The sequence below is a fragment of the Pauljensenia sp. C0170B5 genome, assembly GCF_056590195.1.
On record NZ_JBWPVR010000009.1, the window covers coordinates 15650 to 30805 of the forward strand.

Genomic DNA, 15156 nt, shown 5'->3' on the forward strand with positions numbered 1-15156 from the left:
GCAGGCGCGCTCTATGCTGGCGACTGCGTGAACACTGCCTGCAACGCGGTTTCCAGGTCGTTGATCGGTGAGTCATATTCGCGCACGATTGCGTCCAGAGCTTCCCTGGAATACATGCGCTGATCTGCTGGAACGGAAGGATTACCACCCAGGTAGACGATGCGGGCATGAATGTCGTCCGGGTCTGTTCCGCTTCGCTGCGCCCATGCGGCGGTGTAGAGGCGCAACTGAGTCAGATGCGCCTGCGCGGTGAGCGCTCCGCTTGGATTGCGCGTCGGGGCGCGACCTGTTTTCCAGTCGATGATCACTGTCCGGCCGTCGGCATCTTCGAACACAGCGTCGAAGCGGCCGGGAATACTCAAGGAGCCGATCCGCACCGAGAAGGGTTCTTCTACCGCGATCGGCTTTCCTGTATTGACAATGGGGAGGGTGTTGAAAATGCCTTTCATTGCGTCAAAGCGCCTGTGTTGCGCCGAGCTAAGCGTCTCTTCGCCGGGAATGTGCTCATCCCACAGTTCACCTGAGACCATGCGCAGCTGGCGTTCGACCCATGAGTGGAACAGTGTCCCCAGGGTCGCGGCGTCGCTGGGTTCGCGCGGTATGGGCCGACGCAAGTCGCGCGCATACTCATCTGGACTGCTCAGCAGTCGTGTCACCGAGGTTGCCGGAATGCGGCTCAGTGGCACAACAAGCGCATCGTCGTGTTTGCGCAGCAGATGCTCGTCGAGAAGGACGCGCGTATCGGCGGCCAGCGGGTGCGGGGTGCGCGCCAGATGCGTGTCACCATCGGTCGCCTCACCGCTATGCCGTGTCATCGCATCCTGCACTGCGTGAGCCACCTGCGTCATGCGTTGGCGCGATACGTCAGGAGGTGCCGGAAAGAGCGGTGAGTCTTGCGCGGCCAGGAGCTGTGCGACTTCTTCAGGTTCAGGTTGAGGCGCGATCGCACGTTCAGGGTCAGCAGCCGTCAGCCCAGCTTCAAGTGGTTCCATCAGATAGCGCGAGGGAAAGTGCAATTTCGCTGACGATGCCACCCATGCACCGGTCAGCAGCATGTGATGGCGTGCCCTGGTCAATGCGACGTATGCGAGACGGCGCTCTTCGCGCTCCGTCTGGCAGCCCATTTCAGGCCGATAGGTCTGCGAAATCCAGTTGTTGAACGCTGACTGAGGTGTTCGCCCCTCCCCTTCACCGATCGTCAAGGCCGGTAGGTAGTCGGCATCGCCTCGCAACGGGTAGGGAATCTCGCTGCTTCGCTCCAACCATCCGCTCGCTCCGGGCGGGTCATCGCGCCACGTCACTGAGTTCGAGCGGTGAGAAGGGAAAATCCCATCCCCCAGTCCGTAGACAACCACACTGTCCCATTCCAGACCTTTCGCCCCGTGGATGGTGAGAATCTGCACCGCATCGGGATCCGGGTCGGTGTGCGGCCCGGCAAGGCCACGTTCTTCCTGTTCGGCCACATCCAGCCACGCAAGGAATGCGCGCATCGACGGATCAGGGGCATCTTTCTCAAAGTTTCGGGCCACATCCACGAACGTATCCAGCGCTTCGCGTCCGTCGTTGGGCATGGGGTCGGCAATAGCATCGGTTGCCACTCCCAGTATCGAGATGGCACGTTCCACCTGATCTGTCACCGGATGCCCGGACCATTCACGGATGGCACGCAGTTTGCTGGACAGGACCTCGACGCGCGCCACTGCTGCTGCAGAGATCGCAGGAGAAGCATCATCGCCGCGCCAGTGCACGGGCGGAGGCGTATCGAGAGCGTCGAGAAGGTAGGTCAGGGGATGGTCTCCCGGCGTACGCGTATTTCGTGCCCTGGCCCACTTGCCGAGCACCTGCAGATCCGAGGCTCCCAGGTCGAGGTTCGTCACCAGCCGCAGTGCTGCAGGCGAATCGCTCACGTCAACACTCAATCGCAATGCTGCCCGCACATCTGCGACCGCAGGTTGTTGAAGCAGTCCTCCTAAACCAATTACCTGGGTAGGAATGTCATGTGCTCGAAGTGTTTTTTCCACTGCAATAAAATCGGAGGTTCGCCTGCACAGCACCGCCGCGCTTGACCATCTGGAGCCTCGGCGCTGGCGGTGCTTCACGAGGAAGCGGGCCGCTGTTTCGGCCTGGTCTTGGGTGCTGGTCTCGAAGGCGACGTCCACAACTCCGTCATGGGCGCGCTCGCGCGCAGCCTGAACCGCCTGTTCGAGGCGCTGCTGTTCAGCAACGGGAGCCGCTTCGCGTCGCGCGCGCTCCAAGTCAGCAGTCAGTGTTTGTTCGAGCGTTTTGAGCTGCGGTATGTCGGAATCCTCACGCAGCGGCCTGGACACGTGGTTGGCGACATCGAGAATCATGCGGTCGTTTCGGAACGCTGTCGAGAGGTACTGTGTTTGCTCGACGTGAGGCGTATCCGAACAGAAGCGGTCCAGGAATGATTTCAGCGATCCGGCTGAGGCACCACGCCACGAGTAGATGGACTGGTTGGGATCCCCTACCGCTGTCACTGGGTGATCGTGGAACAGTGCCGCCAGAAACTTCATCTGGATGACGGAGGTGTCCTGAAATTCGTCCAGAAACACGGCGTGATAGTCGGCTCTCAATTGGTCGCGCACAGCGGGCGCGCTGTGGGCGAGCCGGTTGGCCAAGATCAGCAGGTCGGAAAAGTCGACGACTCGTTCACTGCGTTTGCGTTCAGAGAAGGCGTCGATCAGGTCAAGGAGGCGCAGCCGCAGGTCGTTGGTGTCCACCATGCTCTTGAGTACGCCGGTCGGCTTGCCAATTTCCCGCAGCGCCGTTCCGAATTCGTCGAGGAATACGCGCATCTCATCAATGCTCATTGCGTGTTCAGCGATTTGGCCGGCAAGACCCAGTGCGCTGTCCACAAGGCTGGATACGCTCTTGTCGCTTCCCAGATCGTGTGGCCACATCTCAACGATGTCGGTCATCATCTGGACTGCGCCTGCCTGTCCGATCAGACGCTGGTTCGGGTCGATACCCAGACGCATCCCGTGGTCGTGGACGATTTGCTGTGCGAAGGAGTGGTATGTCATACATACCGGATCCTCAGTGGTGATGATGCCGTCGCAGTGCTGGCTCAGTGTGCTCAGGCGCGCTCGAAGCCGCTGACCGAGTTCAGCGGCTGCTTTGCGTGAGAAGGTCAATCCGAGGATCTGGTCGGGGGATAGTCCTCGCGCGGCGACCATGTGCAGCACTCGCATCGACATGGTCTCGGTCTTGCCTGACCCAGCGCCGGCAACAACGAGGAGCGGCTCCATGTCAGCTTCAATGACGCGTTGTTGTTCGGCGGTGGGAACCGGCAGGCCCGTCAGTTCCGCGATTCGTCGGGCTGTCATCTCAGGATGGGTCAGCGTCTGCGTTGTCATGGCAGTGTCCTCCGTCCTCCATCTTTGGCAGGGCAACTCTGAGCGAAACGGCAAAAACGGCATGCATCTTCTGACGGTGTTGCCGGATAGTGTGGGCCGCGCGCCATCTGTCCCCACTGCTTCATCTGGTCGCACCATTGAGTGAACTGTTCGGAGTCCATTGCTGACTGTTCGCGCGTCGCGACGTTTTTCTTTCCGAGGTACACCAGGCGGGCTCCAGTCATTTCATATCCTGCGACTGTCAGCGCCACCTGGTAGGACGCGAGCTGAGGATGTTCCTGAGCCGCGGTCTTTGATACGGCACTCTTGCCTGTTTTCAGGTCCGCCACGCGTATCTTCCCGTCCACATGTTCAATCCGGTCAATGCGCCCGCTCACGATGACATCACCGATAGTGGCGTGAATGGATTGTTCGACCTCTACCGGACCGGGCACTCCCTCCATATATGCGGCAAGGTTCTCGATGATGTGTTCAGCCTGCGCGATCTGCTGGCGTCCTGCCAGTGTGTTCGCATCGAAGTCCAGCAGGTCATATGCGGCGCGCAACTCGCTCATCATGACATCGAGTGGTCCATGCGGGTGACGCTGAGCAATGGCATGGATGAGGGAGCCCAATTCCTGGGCGGCACCCGGCGCCTGGTCAGCGCCGATCGACGTGAAGAACCATTTGAGCGGGCAATCGCGGATGTCCTGGATTTTCGAGGGTGACAGGCGCACCGTTTTCGAGCCGGTAACCTCAGAGGTCGTCACCCCGCCTGTCCCCATCCAGTAGCGCGGGTTCGCATAGCTGACACCGCTGCGTGCCAGCACCGCAAGCAGTTCAATGGCCTGTTCGCTTTCTTTTCCACCCTGAGCTGCAAGATGGCGCAGGTGCGCGACGTGACCAGCCATGTTCAGGGGCGCAGGTACGCGTTCAACGATCCAGTCTCCATCTTCGGTGCGCGGTGCGTGACTGTATCGCGCAATCAGGTCCACGAACGACGAGGGAGCTTCGTCCTCATTCAGCACGGCATAAACCTGCACGCGTCGCGTAGCTCTGGACAAAGCGGCGGCGAACAGACGGCGTTCATCTTCCATGATCTGGTGGCGCGCCAACCGCGTGGAGGGATCAGGGTCAGCCTGCCCGATCAGGTCGGAACGCAGCACTCGGTCACGCACCGTCATGTTGGGCCACTGACCGTCCTGCACGCCCACGATGTGCACGAGCTTCCATTCGCGCCCCATCGCGGCTGCCGGTGTCAGTACTTCGATTCCCCGAGGACGAATCCCTGCCTGCGCGATCGTATCGGTTGGTACGTCATCACCGAGCAGCTGCTGCGCGAAAGCTCCTGCCCGTGCGCCTGGCTCACGCTGCTCGTAGACATCGGCAACTTTGAACAGTGCCAGGACCGCGTCGAGCTGATCGTCGTACCATGCGGCATCCGTGCCTCCAGCAATGGCGCCATTGCGCCATCGGGTCGCCACTGAGTGCTCCTCACCCAGTTCGCTGCTGCTGTTCCACAGGCGCCACAGTGCCACGCCGGGTGTCAGTTGTGCGGCATCTTGGGCCGCTTTCCACATCAGGTGAGCTGTGAGCAGTTCACCCCTGATGCGCGACACGGCCTCCTGCGCTGCGTCGTCGTCATCACTGAGCGTGTTGAGGATCTGCGGCGAAGCGATGAGATCAGCGATGCTCACCTCCTGGACGCGGGCATCAGTGTCGTCGCCATCATCTGCACTGCCTGCACCTTCGTCCCGGCACTGCCGGTTCAGCGCTCGCAGAACTCGCGACACGTCAAGAGGATCGACCTGGATGTAGGGCGAGTCGATCAGGTGCGTGAGCAAATCCTCCGGATCTTCCGGATCGGCACAGATCAGCTCAAGCAGAATCCGGGTTGCTGGCTCTGCGGAGAATGTGAAGGCGCGCTGACCACCAGCAACGGGGACTGAGCCTTGCATCAGCTGACGCCTGACCTGTTCAACGATGCTGCTGGAGCGCGCGATGATGACCTGGTCCGTCCAGTCCATCCCCTCATGCAGAAAAGCATGGCGCACGGCCCGCGCGCACTGCGCCCCCATCTGAGCATCGGTTGCGACGACGTGCAGATGCACATCACCTGTCGCCGGCGTATCGTCTGCCTGCCCATCCGACACGCCCAATGCCTGAGCTTCTGCCAATCGGTGCGCAGCCGAGGCCTGCACGCCGATTCGTTCAACTGCGTCGTAGACCATGTGACGCAGTACGGGTGTGCCGCGGCGGTTGGCACCCAGCTGCATCAGGGGAACGCCCAGGCGGCGCGACAGGCGCGCATCCAGGTGGGGTTCGCCTCCACGGTAGGACGCCACGGCAACATCGGGAGCGGCAAATGCCACGATCCTGGTGCCACTGCGCGCACACGCGCTGAGCAGTTCGACGGTTGAGGGAGTGCAGTCCTGCAGATCATCCACCACGATCACATCAGGTATGGGCGCATCTGCGCTCACCCCCACGCGCGCGGCATCACGATCCCACCCATCGATCACCTGAGCCGCCACACGCTGTATGCGCGACATGTCAGCCAGCATTGTGCCGCGCGTTTCCACAGCGAAGTCGGGGCCCCCCTCGTACACCTGCAGAAGCTGCCCGCACGCCACCCACTCGTCTGCACCGCGCTCACGTCCAATTCGTTCCAGTTCCTCACCGCTGATACCTGCTTCACCGGCGCGAGCGAAAAGGTTGCGTACTTCCATGCGGAAGGCCGCCATGTCACGCATCTGTTCAGGCAGGAATTCCGGCCAGTTAATGCCGGGACGCGTCATCAGGTCCGCTATGAGTTGATCTTCTGCCGCTCCGGTGACCAGTTGAACGGGACCGAGTGGATCCGCGCGCACGGTGCGCCACGTGGAGACAACCTGATAGGCGCAGCCGGCCGGCGTTCGCACGGGGCGAACAGTGTGCGGTGCGAGCGCTTCCACACGGGGTTGAAGCCAGTCCGCCCGGTTGCGATCCGGCACGAGCATCATCACGTTGTCTGACCTGTTCACAGCCTGTTGGACAACAGCCAGTGCGCACGTCGTCCGCCCCGATCCAGGCATGGAGCGCACCACAGCATGCTGCCCGGCGGCAACCGCATCGCATACTGCGCGTTGATACTGATCCAGCTGAGGAACAGCAACGTGAACTGGCTGTTCACGCGCGATAATCGGAGTCGTGGTGATGTCCATGTCCTAATAGTGACATCCTGCACGTGCATTTGCGTTCGATCCGGTACGTGAGGTGCAGCGTTGCTAGGGTGAGAACCAGGATATGGCCGGCTCGAAAGGGAGTTTCACATGAAAATAGCAATCGGAGTGCAAGGCGCTGCCCGCGAACTTCAACTTGACGTGGACATGGACGAGGAAGACCTGGTCGCCCTCGTCAAGCAGACAGCCGCAGACTCGACCGCCCTCGACCTGTCTGACCGTCGGGGACAGCGCATCATCGTACCGGCAGCATCCCTGGCATACGTGTCGATCGCCTCAGAACAGCCTCGCCGAGTGGGCTTCGCCGTCAGCTAGAGATGAACCACCTCAGGGCTTGAGGTTAATGCGCTCCATGCGCTCACCGTGACGCCGGGTGACCTCGGCGGAAATGGCATCAGCCGTGTCGCCGTCTTTCGCCAGATTCGGATGCGTGAACAGCGTGGCACGAGCCAGACCGAGCACCTCGCCCGCCACGCGCCTGGCCCACAAGGACAACCGTGCGGCCAGCTGCCCGTCCTGCGCAGTCAGCGGCGCGAGGTGTTCTTCCACCCACGCGCCCTGACCCAGATCCCACGACTCCGACACGTCATCAAACAGCTTGTGGCACACGGCGACTTCGCGCATCAGATCACTCAGGATACCCAGCGTGACGTATGTTTTGACGGAGCGTTCCCACCACTGACTGGGCCGGGTGCGCATGTCAATGTCGTCAAACATGCCTGAATACTCGTCGGCAAGCTCGGCCAGATCCAGCCCGCGGTGACGCGCCCAGACTCCCATCTGTGTGAAGAACTGGAACGCGCGATCCGCCATTTCCATGTGAGCGATATGGGCGTCGATGGTGGGCGCCTGGTCACCGTCCTTGGCCAGACGGGTCATGGCCGCCAGCGCGCCGTACGCGAAAAAACCGAGCGCTTCACTGGTGGCGTGTGAAGGAGTTTCGTAGACACGTTGCATGGCTCCAGCCTAGCGCGATCACAGCCGTGGGACGTGATAACCCTCACCGCCTGCACATTCATACGGCCGACACGGATATCATGGAGACGAACATACGGTTGACCGGTCGCTTTGACTCAACACGACACCGTCAGATACCGACTGAACCGCGGAGCTTTCACCTTGGTGAAATCTTTGCCGCGTCCGTGCACATTCAACGGCGCCCGACATGAGGCGTGTATGTGCCCAGTGATAATGCGCGATCGGCTTCCCCTCGTGTGTGAGTGCATCGCATTCACACCTGACCTCGGGCAACGTCCCGAAGATGGAGATAGCAGGATCGTGACTGATTCCTTGACAGATAACGAAGCGCAGCCTCAGGACGAGTCACCCTCGTCAGTGACCTACTCAGCCGGGGTGGTGCGCCTGGGTGACATTGCCGACGGAACATTCGACGCTCACGCCGGCGAAGCAGTCCCGGACATCACTGACGAGGACGGCTCCACGTCGCACCTCGATGAACGCTCATTCGCAGATTTCGGCGTGTGCGATCCGATCGTGCAGGCGTTGGAGGAGCGTTCCATTACCCACCCGTTCCCGATTCAGGCACTCACCTTGCCGGTGGCGCTGGACGGGCATGACATCATCGGCCAGGCGAAAACCGGTACCGGCAAGACGCTGGGTTTTGGGATCCCACTGCTTCAGGAGCTGGTGGTGCCCTCGAGCCCGGCGTATGCGGATCTGCTCAATCCCGACTGTCCGCAGGCACTGGTTGTGCTCCCCACGCGCGAGCTGTCCAAGCAGGTGGCGGCTGATCTGCGCGTCGCCGGATCGAAACTGGGTGTGCGCATCACGGAGATTTATGGTGGCGTAGCGTTCGAGCCGCAGATCGATTCGCTGGAACGCGGCACTGACGTCGTTGTGGGAACTCCCGGTCGTCTGATCGACCTGCTCAAGCGGCGCGTGCTCAAGCTCAACGGCGTGAAGACAGTAGTCCTTGACGAAGCCGACGAGATGCTGGATCTGGGCTTTTTGCCCGATGTGGAAACTTTGCTGGCACGCGTTCCGGCTACGCGCCACACGATGCTGTTCTCAGCGACGATGCCTGGCCCGGTAGTGGCGCTGGCTCGCCGCTTCATGTCCCAGCCGACTCACATCCGCGCGCAGGACCCGGAGGATCAGGGCGCCACGGTGCGCACAGTCAAGCAGGTCATTTACCGCGTGCACGCGATGAACAAGGTGGAAGTCATCAGCCGTATTCTGCAGGCACGAGGGCGAGGCCGCACCATTATTTTCTGCCGCACCAAGAGGACGGCAGCGCGCCTGGGCGAGGATCTGACGCATCGCGGTTTTGCTGTTGGTTCGCTGCACGGTGACCTGGGTCAGGGTGCGCGCGAGCGGGCAATGCGGGCGTTCCGTAACGGCAAGATCGACGTGCTGGTGGCCACCGACGTGGCGGCACGCGGCATCGACGTTGACGACGTGACACATGTGGTCAACTACCAGTGCCCTGAAGACGAGAAAATCTACCTGCATCGCATTGGACGCACCGGCCGTGCAGGCGCATCCGGCACCGCTGTCACATTCGTGGACTGGGATGATGTGCCGCGCTGGTCACTGATCTCGAAAGCGTTGGGGCTGGGCGTGCCAGACCCCCTTGAGACGTACCACACGTCGGATCACTTGTACACGGATTTGGATATCCCGACCGATGTCACCGACCGTTTGCCGCGTTCACAGCGCACGCGCGCGGGTCTGCAAGCCGAGAAGGTGGAGGATCTGGGAGAAACCGGTCGCGGGCATCACGGTCCGAGACGCGGATCAGGGCGTGGTTCGGGTCGAGGATCCGGGCGTCGAGGCGGTGGGCGTCGCTCCTCTGGCCGCCGTAAGGGCGCAGCGTCGCAGGACGGTGGATCTGAGGAGACACCGCGTCGTCAACGTACGCGTGTGCGTCGCCGCAAGAGTGACTCTGGATCTGTCAAGGGTGAGGGCACTCAGGGCACTCGCCGCCGTGTACGCCGCCGTTCCAGTGGTTCCGAGGCTGCTGAGTAAGTCGGCACCACCTGAAGTTTCACGCATACAGATGCCCAAGGCTAACGAATCGGCCTTGGGCATCGGTGTCAAAGTCGTCTTAGCGGGACTGGCTGGACCATCCCTTTCTCAGGCATGGCGAGGGCGCGCATCCACCCTCGAACGCCTATATCCTGCGCTGCGTGAACCTGGCTGCAAACCAGCGCGCCGTGGGTGGAACCAGCGTCAGCACTACGATGACAATCACGATTCCAAGCTGGCCCAGTTTGATCGCCCAGCGACCAAGGTGATACTCCTGCAGCAAAACCGCGTAGCTGAAAACGGACAGCAGCTCCCATCCGATCGTCATGATCCCTGCAACCAGCATCAGGATCCGGGTCATTCGCATGGTGACGAGGAGTGCACCGAGCAGCAGCAGGACACACAGGCCGATAATGACAAGGTCGATAACCACTGCAACCATCGTGAGGTCCTCGCCATTGTCTGTCATCTGCGGCAACGCTGTGAGTGCGTCGTTGATAGCTCTGACAGAGCTGAAGATGGAATAGATCAACGTGAGGATGAGCAGCGCCCACACCGTCCCTGGCCGACGATTCGGCTCCACCTGGCCACCAACAGGTCGCACCGGGTCCGACATTGGTACCTCCACATCCACGCTACACTGACCTTCATACTTTCTCACAGGCCCGCCTCCCTCGACAAGCAGACGAGGGAGGCGGGCTGCCTGGCAATCCGCTACCGAACGGATGTGCGCCGATCCGCGTGACGCCGCGCGAGGACAAGCAGCACCACTGCCAGAACAACCGCCCACAGGACGTATCCAAGCCCCAACACCTCAGGCGATGCTGCGTCAAACTGCACCAGTTTGACGAAGCTGGGCCACATTCCTTCCATGACGATGTCACCTGCCCCGGGATCTTCCATACGCACTCCGATCGGAATGAACAGCATGAACAGCGCGGCTCCGACTTCATAAACAACGTATGTGCAGAACAGGCCGAGGACCGGTGCGCCCCATCTGAGCGACCAGAGCTTTTCGTCAGAACTGATTGTGATCACCGACCATACGATCACCAGTGAGCAGACTAACTGGAGGAGCACGCTTGCGATTACCAGTATGACCGCATTGGTCCACGCCTGCTGAAGAATCTGGTCAATGACGTAGCGCGCAGGTTCGGCGCCGACGTAATACAGGACGGCAAGCAGCGTGAACACGGCGGTCACGATCAGTGACAGCACGCCGACGATAAGTGCGTACAGGAGTTTTCCACTCAAAAGTGTTGATGTGCGCACCGGAATGGTCTGCGTGAATGAGCCCTGTCGCCCATACATTGATGTCCAGTAGTTGAGGATGCATATCAGCGCCTGCACTGCAAGCAGCCCGCCGATTGCCACCACTGCGAGTACCAGGGAAGTTTGCTTCAACACTGGAATTTTCAGCGCATCTGCGCCGATTGCTGTGCCCAGCAGCAATGCTGCCACGACAGGCATGACGCACAGCTGGCGCCACGTTGCTTTGGCGTCATAGCGGATAATTGTCCAGATCATCGTGCATACACCTTTCTAAACAGAGTGTCGAGGTCCGTGCCGTGCTCTTCTCGCAGATCATCAACGTGTCCCGCCAGCAGGATCTTCCCCTGGCGCATGAAGATTGCGTAGTCAATGATCGGCTCGATGTCGCGGATCAGGTGTGTGGACAGGATCATGAGGGCGTCGGGGTCAAAACCTATGAGCACGCCGCGCATGATAATGTCGCGCGCCGCCGGGTCAACCCCTGATATCGGCTCATCCAGCAGGTGGACTTTTGCCCGTCTGGACATGGTGAGTGCCACTTGCGCCTTTTCGCGCATACCTTTTGACATCTCTCGGAAGCGTTTGTTGTGTGGCAGTTCGAAGAAATCGATCATCTCAGAAGCCTGAGCGCGGTCGAAGTCGTCGAAGAAGTCGGCATACATGCGGATCGCCTCATCGGCTGTCAGGCTGGTTGGCAGCGCCGATTCGTCCGGCAGGTAGGAGGTGATGGCTTTGGACTGCGGGCCGGGCGCATGGCCGTGGATGGCGACGTTCCCCTCGTAACCGGACAGTATTCCTGCCAGGATTTTCAGAAGTGTCGTTTTCCCGGACCCGTTGTCCCCCATCAGGCCAACGATCTGCCCGGGCTCAATGGCGAAAGATATATCGTTGAGCGCCGGCCATTGTCCGTATTTTTTGGTCAGGTGCGCAACCTCAATTGCGTGCGTTGTCATGAGGATCCTTTGCGTGTTTCTGTTCATTGCCGAGGGCGACTGTGTCAGGTCCATACGTATTCCACTGGGAATTGATCAGCTCAGTGATCGTGTTCTTGTCACATCCAAGTGCTTTCATCTGTGCGATGAATTCAGCTGTTATCTGGTGTGCAAGGTTGTCGCGATGCTGCTTGATCACGTCCTGGTCGTCTGTCACAAAGCGTCCGGCAGTGCGATTCGATTGTGTCAGGCCGTCCTCGTCAGCACGGGTGAGTGCTCGTTGGACGGTGTTCGGATTGACTGTGAATTCTGCGGCCAGTTCTCTGACGCTCGGTACTTTTTCTCCGGGCTTCCACTGGCCGGAAACAATACGCTGCGTAAACTCTTCGACCAGTTGGATCCAGATTGGCCGAGAATCTCCGCTCATTTGCATGTCTCCCTCCCTCCATCTGTATCACTGTATTAATACAGTAACACAGTTTGGATGGGGGTGGCAATAGTCGATCTCTGAAATCCGACGGGCTCCAGATGCACACGGGTGCTGTCATACTTCGTTTATGGATGAGTTCCCCTTCAGCGTTGAGGATGTTCGGGCCCGCGCAGGCGATAAGGTTTTCGACCGCGCACGCCCCTATATGCCTTTCGTGATGGATGTACATATAGAAGAGCACGGGGCAAACGCCTCTGTACGAGGCACCTCACTGTACGAGGTTGATCTGCTGTGGGAAGATGACGGAACCCTGGATGGGGCGTGCAGCTGCCCGCATGGCGAGGCCGGACACTTCTGCAAACATCAATGCGCGCTCGCCCTGGTTCTACTCAAACACGGCCAATCAGTAGATTCTGGAACGCCTTCACTGCCTCGAGAACTCCTTGACACGTCAGAGTTGGCCAAAAAGCTCATTCAATCAGTCGACCAGCAACTCCTCCAGCATTACTCCAAAATGGCGGCCGCACTTCCTCCTGTCGGCCAGCTCTTCGCCACAGCGTGGAGTTTCAATTTTGGGTCCCCCGAGCAGTCTGCGGCGCTCGTACAGCAGGCGTATAGCCGGATCTTTCTCTGCTACGGGAAACCCTCCTGGGTCGACCTCGCTGCAAACAGACACGAGATAGTGTCACTCGGTCTGCAGATGAAGATGCTGATCACCGTTGGATTAACCGACGGGCTGGAACAGATCTGCCACAACGCACTTGCCGATTTCAAACGACTGGTCTTCGACGATCCACACGACGACGCTCGTGAATGGGCCGATCACCTGCAGACGATTTTCGAAGTGATGCTGGTCTGGATATGGATGGCCACGATGCCCGAAAAGGAAGCCGGCCGTAAAACAGCCCACTATTTCGTCGAGAATTACGAATGGCGGGAAGCCTCAGCTAGAGACATCATCCCTATCCTGGGCGAGGAAGCGACGGCTGCCTATCGCGACTACCTGATCGAATGCAGACATGAGAAAATCCAGGTCGAAAGCGCCGAGAACTCTCTCTTACGCGACTTGGCACTGTGCCAGGATGACATTCCCCTGCTGCGCATGTGCGCGACGCAGGGCGATCGCTTCGCTTACAGCATGTTCTTTAACGATCTACAGGCCATCGACCGGCCGGATCTGGCCGCTGACGTCGTGGCGCACGCCCATCAAGCACACGCCATCAGCACCGACGCGCCCCAGGGCTACTCGCCGTTCTTCATTCCTGTCCGCGAGGCGGTGCAGTGCTGTCTGACAGCCAAACGTATACGCACCGCACTTGCCATCGCACGAACCGCTTTCACGTCGACGCCAAGTGTCGAGTTCCAGAATCTTCTGCTCACATGCGGCAGACAAGCGCATAAGCGCTCTCTGGTCCTCCAACAAGTCATCGAGTGGATTGCGCAGCAGCCCTGGACAAACGCGGACACACCCATTGACCTTGCGCTGGCTGAAGGTGATGGGGAACGGGCGTGGGAGTATGCCAATCGCTGGGGCGTCAACGACCGGTGGATGATGCTGGCTCTAAGCAAGGACCAGCCACGTCCTTGCGAGGCAATCCGTCTGGCAGTTGAGCGCATTGAACGGGACAAGTGGAGCTTGGAGGAAAACTCGCCCCAACCGGTATTGAAACTACTGTGTACGTACGCCCGCCAGTGGCAGCACGACCACCCCGATCAGCCAATCATGCAGACGCTCTCCCAACAACTGCGGTATTACTACGGCACCGATGAGATGGTGAGATCAGACCACGCTGAAGACGGCGAGGACAAATACCATGAGGACGGCTTTTGCTAAGATTCGATCACCACGCGTGGATTCGCAATTCGAATACTCTTCAAGACAGCATCAGCTTCTTACGCTACTGTGCAGCATGCATCGGGCAAGATAGTTCGGAATCAGTCACCTTTCCCTTTGATAGACTCCGACTCGACCTCCTCATCGGAGGACTACAGTTGGGAATCAGTCACCTTTCCCTTTGATAGACTTCGACCAATACCCAGCCAGCCGCGCGCTAGGTTGGGAATCAGTCACCTTTCCCTTTGATAGACTTCACGCCACGCTGATCGCGCCCTTAATCATGTTGGGAATCAGTCACCTTTCCCTTTGATAGACTTCGGCGAGCGTGGCCAGATTAGCGATAAGCGTTGGGAATCAGTCACCTTTCCCTTTGATAGACTTCGTTAAAGTTGGCGGGAACCACGGCCATTGTTGGGAATCAGTCACCTTTCCCTTTGATAGACTTCGCTTGATATAGCGGATACCGCCGGGGCGGTCGGGAATCAGTCACCTTTCCCTTTGATAGACTTCCACTCTTTGTTCTCAGCTCGATAAAGGTGTTGGGAATCAGTCACCTTTCCCTTTGATAGACTTCTGATTGCCTGCGTGATCATGCGATGCCTGTTGGGAATCAGTCACCTTTCCCTTTGATAGACTTCCAACGAACCCAGTCCCCTGCTTCTTCCAGTTGGGAATCAGTCACCTTTCCCTTTGATAGACTTCTTGAAGGTGACGAGTAGGCCAACCCAACGTTGGGAATCAGTCACCTTTCCCTTTGATAGACTTCCGCGGTCTCTTCTGTAATGATGCCGTAGGTTGGGAATCAGTCACCTTTCCCTTTGATAGACTTCTCATTCACCCGCTTATGCAGAACATTCCGTTGGGAATCAGTCACCTTTCCCTTTGATAGACTTCTCGCGGTGATTAGCCATGCCCACACGCAGTTGGGAATCAGTCACCTTTCCCTTTGATAGACTTCATGGACAACACGCAGGTTCAGGCAGCAGGTTGGGAATCAGTCACCTTTCCCTTTGATAGACTTCGATCAAAGCGCGTGCCATATGCCAACGCGTTGGGAATCAGTCACCTTTCCCTTTGATAGACTTCTCAGATCGGTTTGTACGCTCATTGACCTGGT

The 15156-nt window shown here is 59.3% G+C and carries 10 protein-coding genes and 1 CRISPR repeat array (1 of these 11 running past the window's edge); of the genes, 3 read left to right on the forward strand and 7 right to left on the reverse strand.

Annotation, left to right across the window (positions count from 1 at the left end; all coding sequences use genetic code 11):
- Positions 1-11 precede the first annotated feature (11 nt).
- Both AC1EJZ_RS09315 and AC1EJZ_RS09320 read right to left on the reverse strand, forming a co-directional pair.
- Positions 12-3380 carry an ATP-dependent helicase gene (locus tag AC1EJZ_RS09315; protein ID WP_058236147.1) on the reverse strand — a complete coding sequence of 1123 codons (3369 nt, stop codon included), beginning with the start codon at positions 3378-3380 and terminating at the stop codon, positions 12-14.
- On the reverse strand, positions 3377-6562 hold the full coding sequence (locus AC1EJZ_RS09320; protein ID WP_058236148.1) for a PD-(D/E)XK nuclease family protein: 3186 nt from the start codon (positions 6560-6562) through the stop codon (positions 3377-3379). The genes AC1EJZ_RS09315 and AC1EJZ_RS09320 overlap by 4 nt, the downstream gene beginning before the upstream one ends.
- 108 nt (positions 6563-6670) lie before the next feature.
- Between AC1EJZ_RS09320 and AC1EJZ_RS09325 the strand changes: the two genes are divergently transcribed.
- Positions 6671-6895: a DUF3107 domain-containing protein gene (locus tag AC1EJZ_RS09325; protein ID WP_058236149.1), complete on the forward strand. Its 225-nt coding sequence runs from the start codon at positions 6671-6673 to the stop codon at positions 6893-6895.
- Positions 6896-6907: 12 nt separating this feature from the next.
- Here the strand turns inward: AC1EJZ_RS09325 and AC1EJZ_RS09330 are convergent, their stop codons facing one another.
- Positions 6908-7537 (reverse strand): ferritin-like fold-containing protein, encoded by a 630-nt coding sequence (locus AC1EJZ_RS09330; RefSeq protein WP_058236150.1) that lies wholly within the window; start codon positions 7535-7537, stop codon positions 6908-6910.
- A 234-nt stretch (positions 7538-7771) separates the two neighbouring features.
- On the opposite strand from AC1EJZ_RS09330, the gene AC1EJZ_RS09335 reads away from it, so the two are divergent.
- Positions 7772-9568 carry a DEAD/DEAH box helicase gene (locus AC1EJZ_RS09335; protein ID WP_480294693.1) on the forward strand — a complete coding sequence of 599 codons (1797 nt, stop codon included), beginning with the start codon at positions 7772-7774 and terminating at the stop codon, positions 9566-9568.
- 145 nt (positions 9569-9713) lie between these two features.
- Here the strand turns inward: AC1EJZ_RS09335 and AC1EJZ_RS09340 are convergent, their stop codons facing one another.
- The 4 genes from AC1EJZ_RS09340 to AC1EJZ_RS09355 all read right to left on the reverse strand — a co-directional run bounded on the left by AC1EJZ_RS09340 (position 9714) and on the right by AC1EJZ_RS09355 (position 12199).
- Positions 9714-10184 carry a hypothetical protein gene (locus AC1EJZ_RS09340; protein WP_480294694.1) on the reverse strand — a complete coding sequence of 157 codons (471 nt, stop codon included), beginning with the start codon at positions 10182-10184 and terminating at the stop codon, positions 9714-9716.
- Positions 10185-10282: 98 nt separating this feature from the next.
- Entirely contained in the window at positions 10283-11095 is an 813-nt protein-coding gene (locus AC1EJZ_RS09345; RefSeq protein ID WP_480294695.1) for a hypothetical protein, read from the reverse strand.
- A complete protein-coding gene (locus AC1EJZ_RS09350) occupies positions 11092-11793 on the reverse strand; it encodes an ABC transporter ATP-binding protein (RefSeq protein ID WP_480294696.1) in 702 nt (233 codons plus the stop codon). Before AC1EJZ_RS09350 ends, AC1EJZ_RS09345 begins: the two co-directional genes overlap by 4 nt.
- Positions 11774-12199: a GntR family transcriptional regulator gene (locus tag AC1EJZ_RS09355; protein WP_480294697.1), complete on the reverse strand. Its 426-nt coding sequence runs from the start codon at positions 12197-12199 to the stop codon at positions 11774-11776. Before AC1EJZ_RS09355 ends, AC1EJZ_RS09350 begins: the two co-directional genes overlap by 20 nt.
- A gap of 517 nt (positions 12200-12716) precedes the next feature.
- Between AC1EJZ_RS09355 and AC1EJZ_RS09360 the strand changes: the two genes are divergently transcribed.
- On the forward strand, positions 12717-14036 hold the full coding sequence (locus tag AC1EJZ_RS09360) for a hypothetical protein (protein WP_480294698.1): 1320 nt from the start codon (positions 12717-12719) through the stop codon (positions 14034-14036).
- Between the two features lie 93 nt (positions 14037-14129).
- Positions 14130-15156: a CRISPR direct-repeat array (repeat unit 36 nt; unit sequence GTTGGGAATCAGTCACCTTTCCCTTTGATAGACTTC) (it continues 932 nt past the right edge of the window).

Bases quoted from the DNA above. Each gene is read 5' to 3' on its own strand.
- AC1EJZ_RS09340 (WP_480294694.1), bottom strand. From the start codon at position 10,184: ATGTCGGACCCGGTGCGACCTGTTGGTGGCCAGGTGGAGCCGAATCGT.
- AC1EJZ_RS09335 (WP_480294693.1), top strand. From the start codon at position 7,772: ATGCGCGATCGGCTTCCCCTCGTGTGTGAGTGCATCGCATTCACACCT.
- AC1EJZ_RS09315 (WP_058236147.1), bottom strand. From the start codon at position 3,380: ATGACAACGCAGACGCTGACCCATCCTGAGATGACAGCCCGACGAATC.
- AC1EJZ_RS09330 (WP_058236150.1), bottom strand. From the start codon at position 7,537: ATGCAACGTGTCTACGAAACTCCTTCACACGCCACCAGTGAAGCGCTC.
- AC1EJZ_RS09320 (WP_058236148.1), bottom strand. From the start codon at position 6,562: ATGGACATCACCACGACTCCGATTATCGCGCGTGAACAGCCAGTTCAC.
- AC1EJZ_RS09350 (WP_480294696.1), bottom strand. From the start codon at position 11,793: ATGACAACGCACGCAATTGAGGTTGCGCACCTGACCAAAAAATACGGA.
- AC1EJZ_RS09325 (WP_058236149.1), top strand. From the start codon at position 6,671: ATGAAAATAGCAATCGGAGTGCAAGGCGCTGCCCGCGAACTTCAACTT.
- AC1EJZ_RS09355 (WP_480294697.1), bottom strand. From the start codon at position 12,199: ATGAGCGGAGATTCTCGGCCAATCTGGATCCAACTGGTCGAAGAGTTT.
- AC1EJZ_RS09360 (WP_480294698.1), top strand. From the start codon at position 12,717: ATGGCGGCCGCACTTCCTCCTGTCGGCCAGCTCTTCGCCACAGCGTGG.
- AC1EJZ_RS09345 (WP_480294695.1), bottom strand. From the start codon at position 11,095: ATGATCTGGACAATTATCCGCTATGACGCCAAAGCAACGTGGCGCCAG.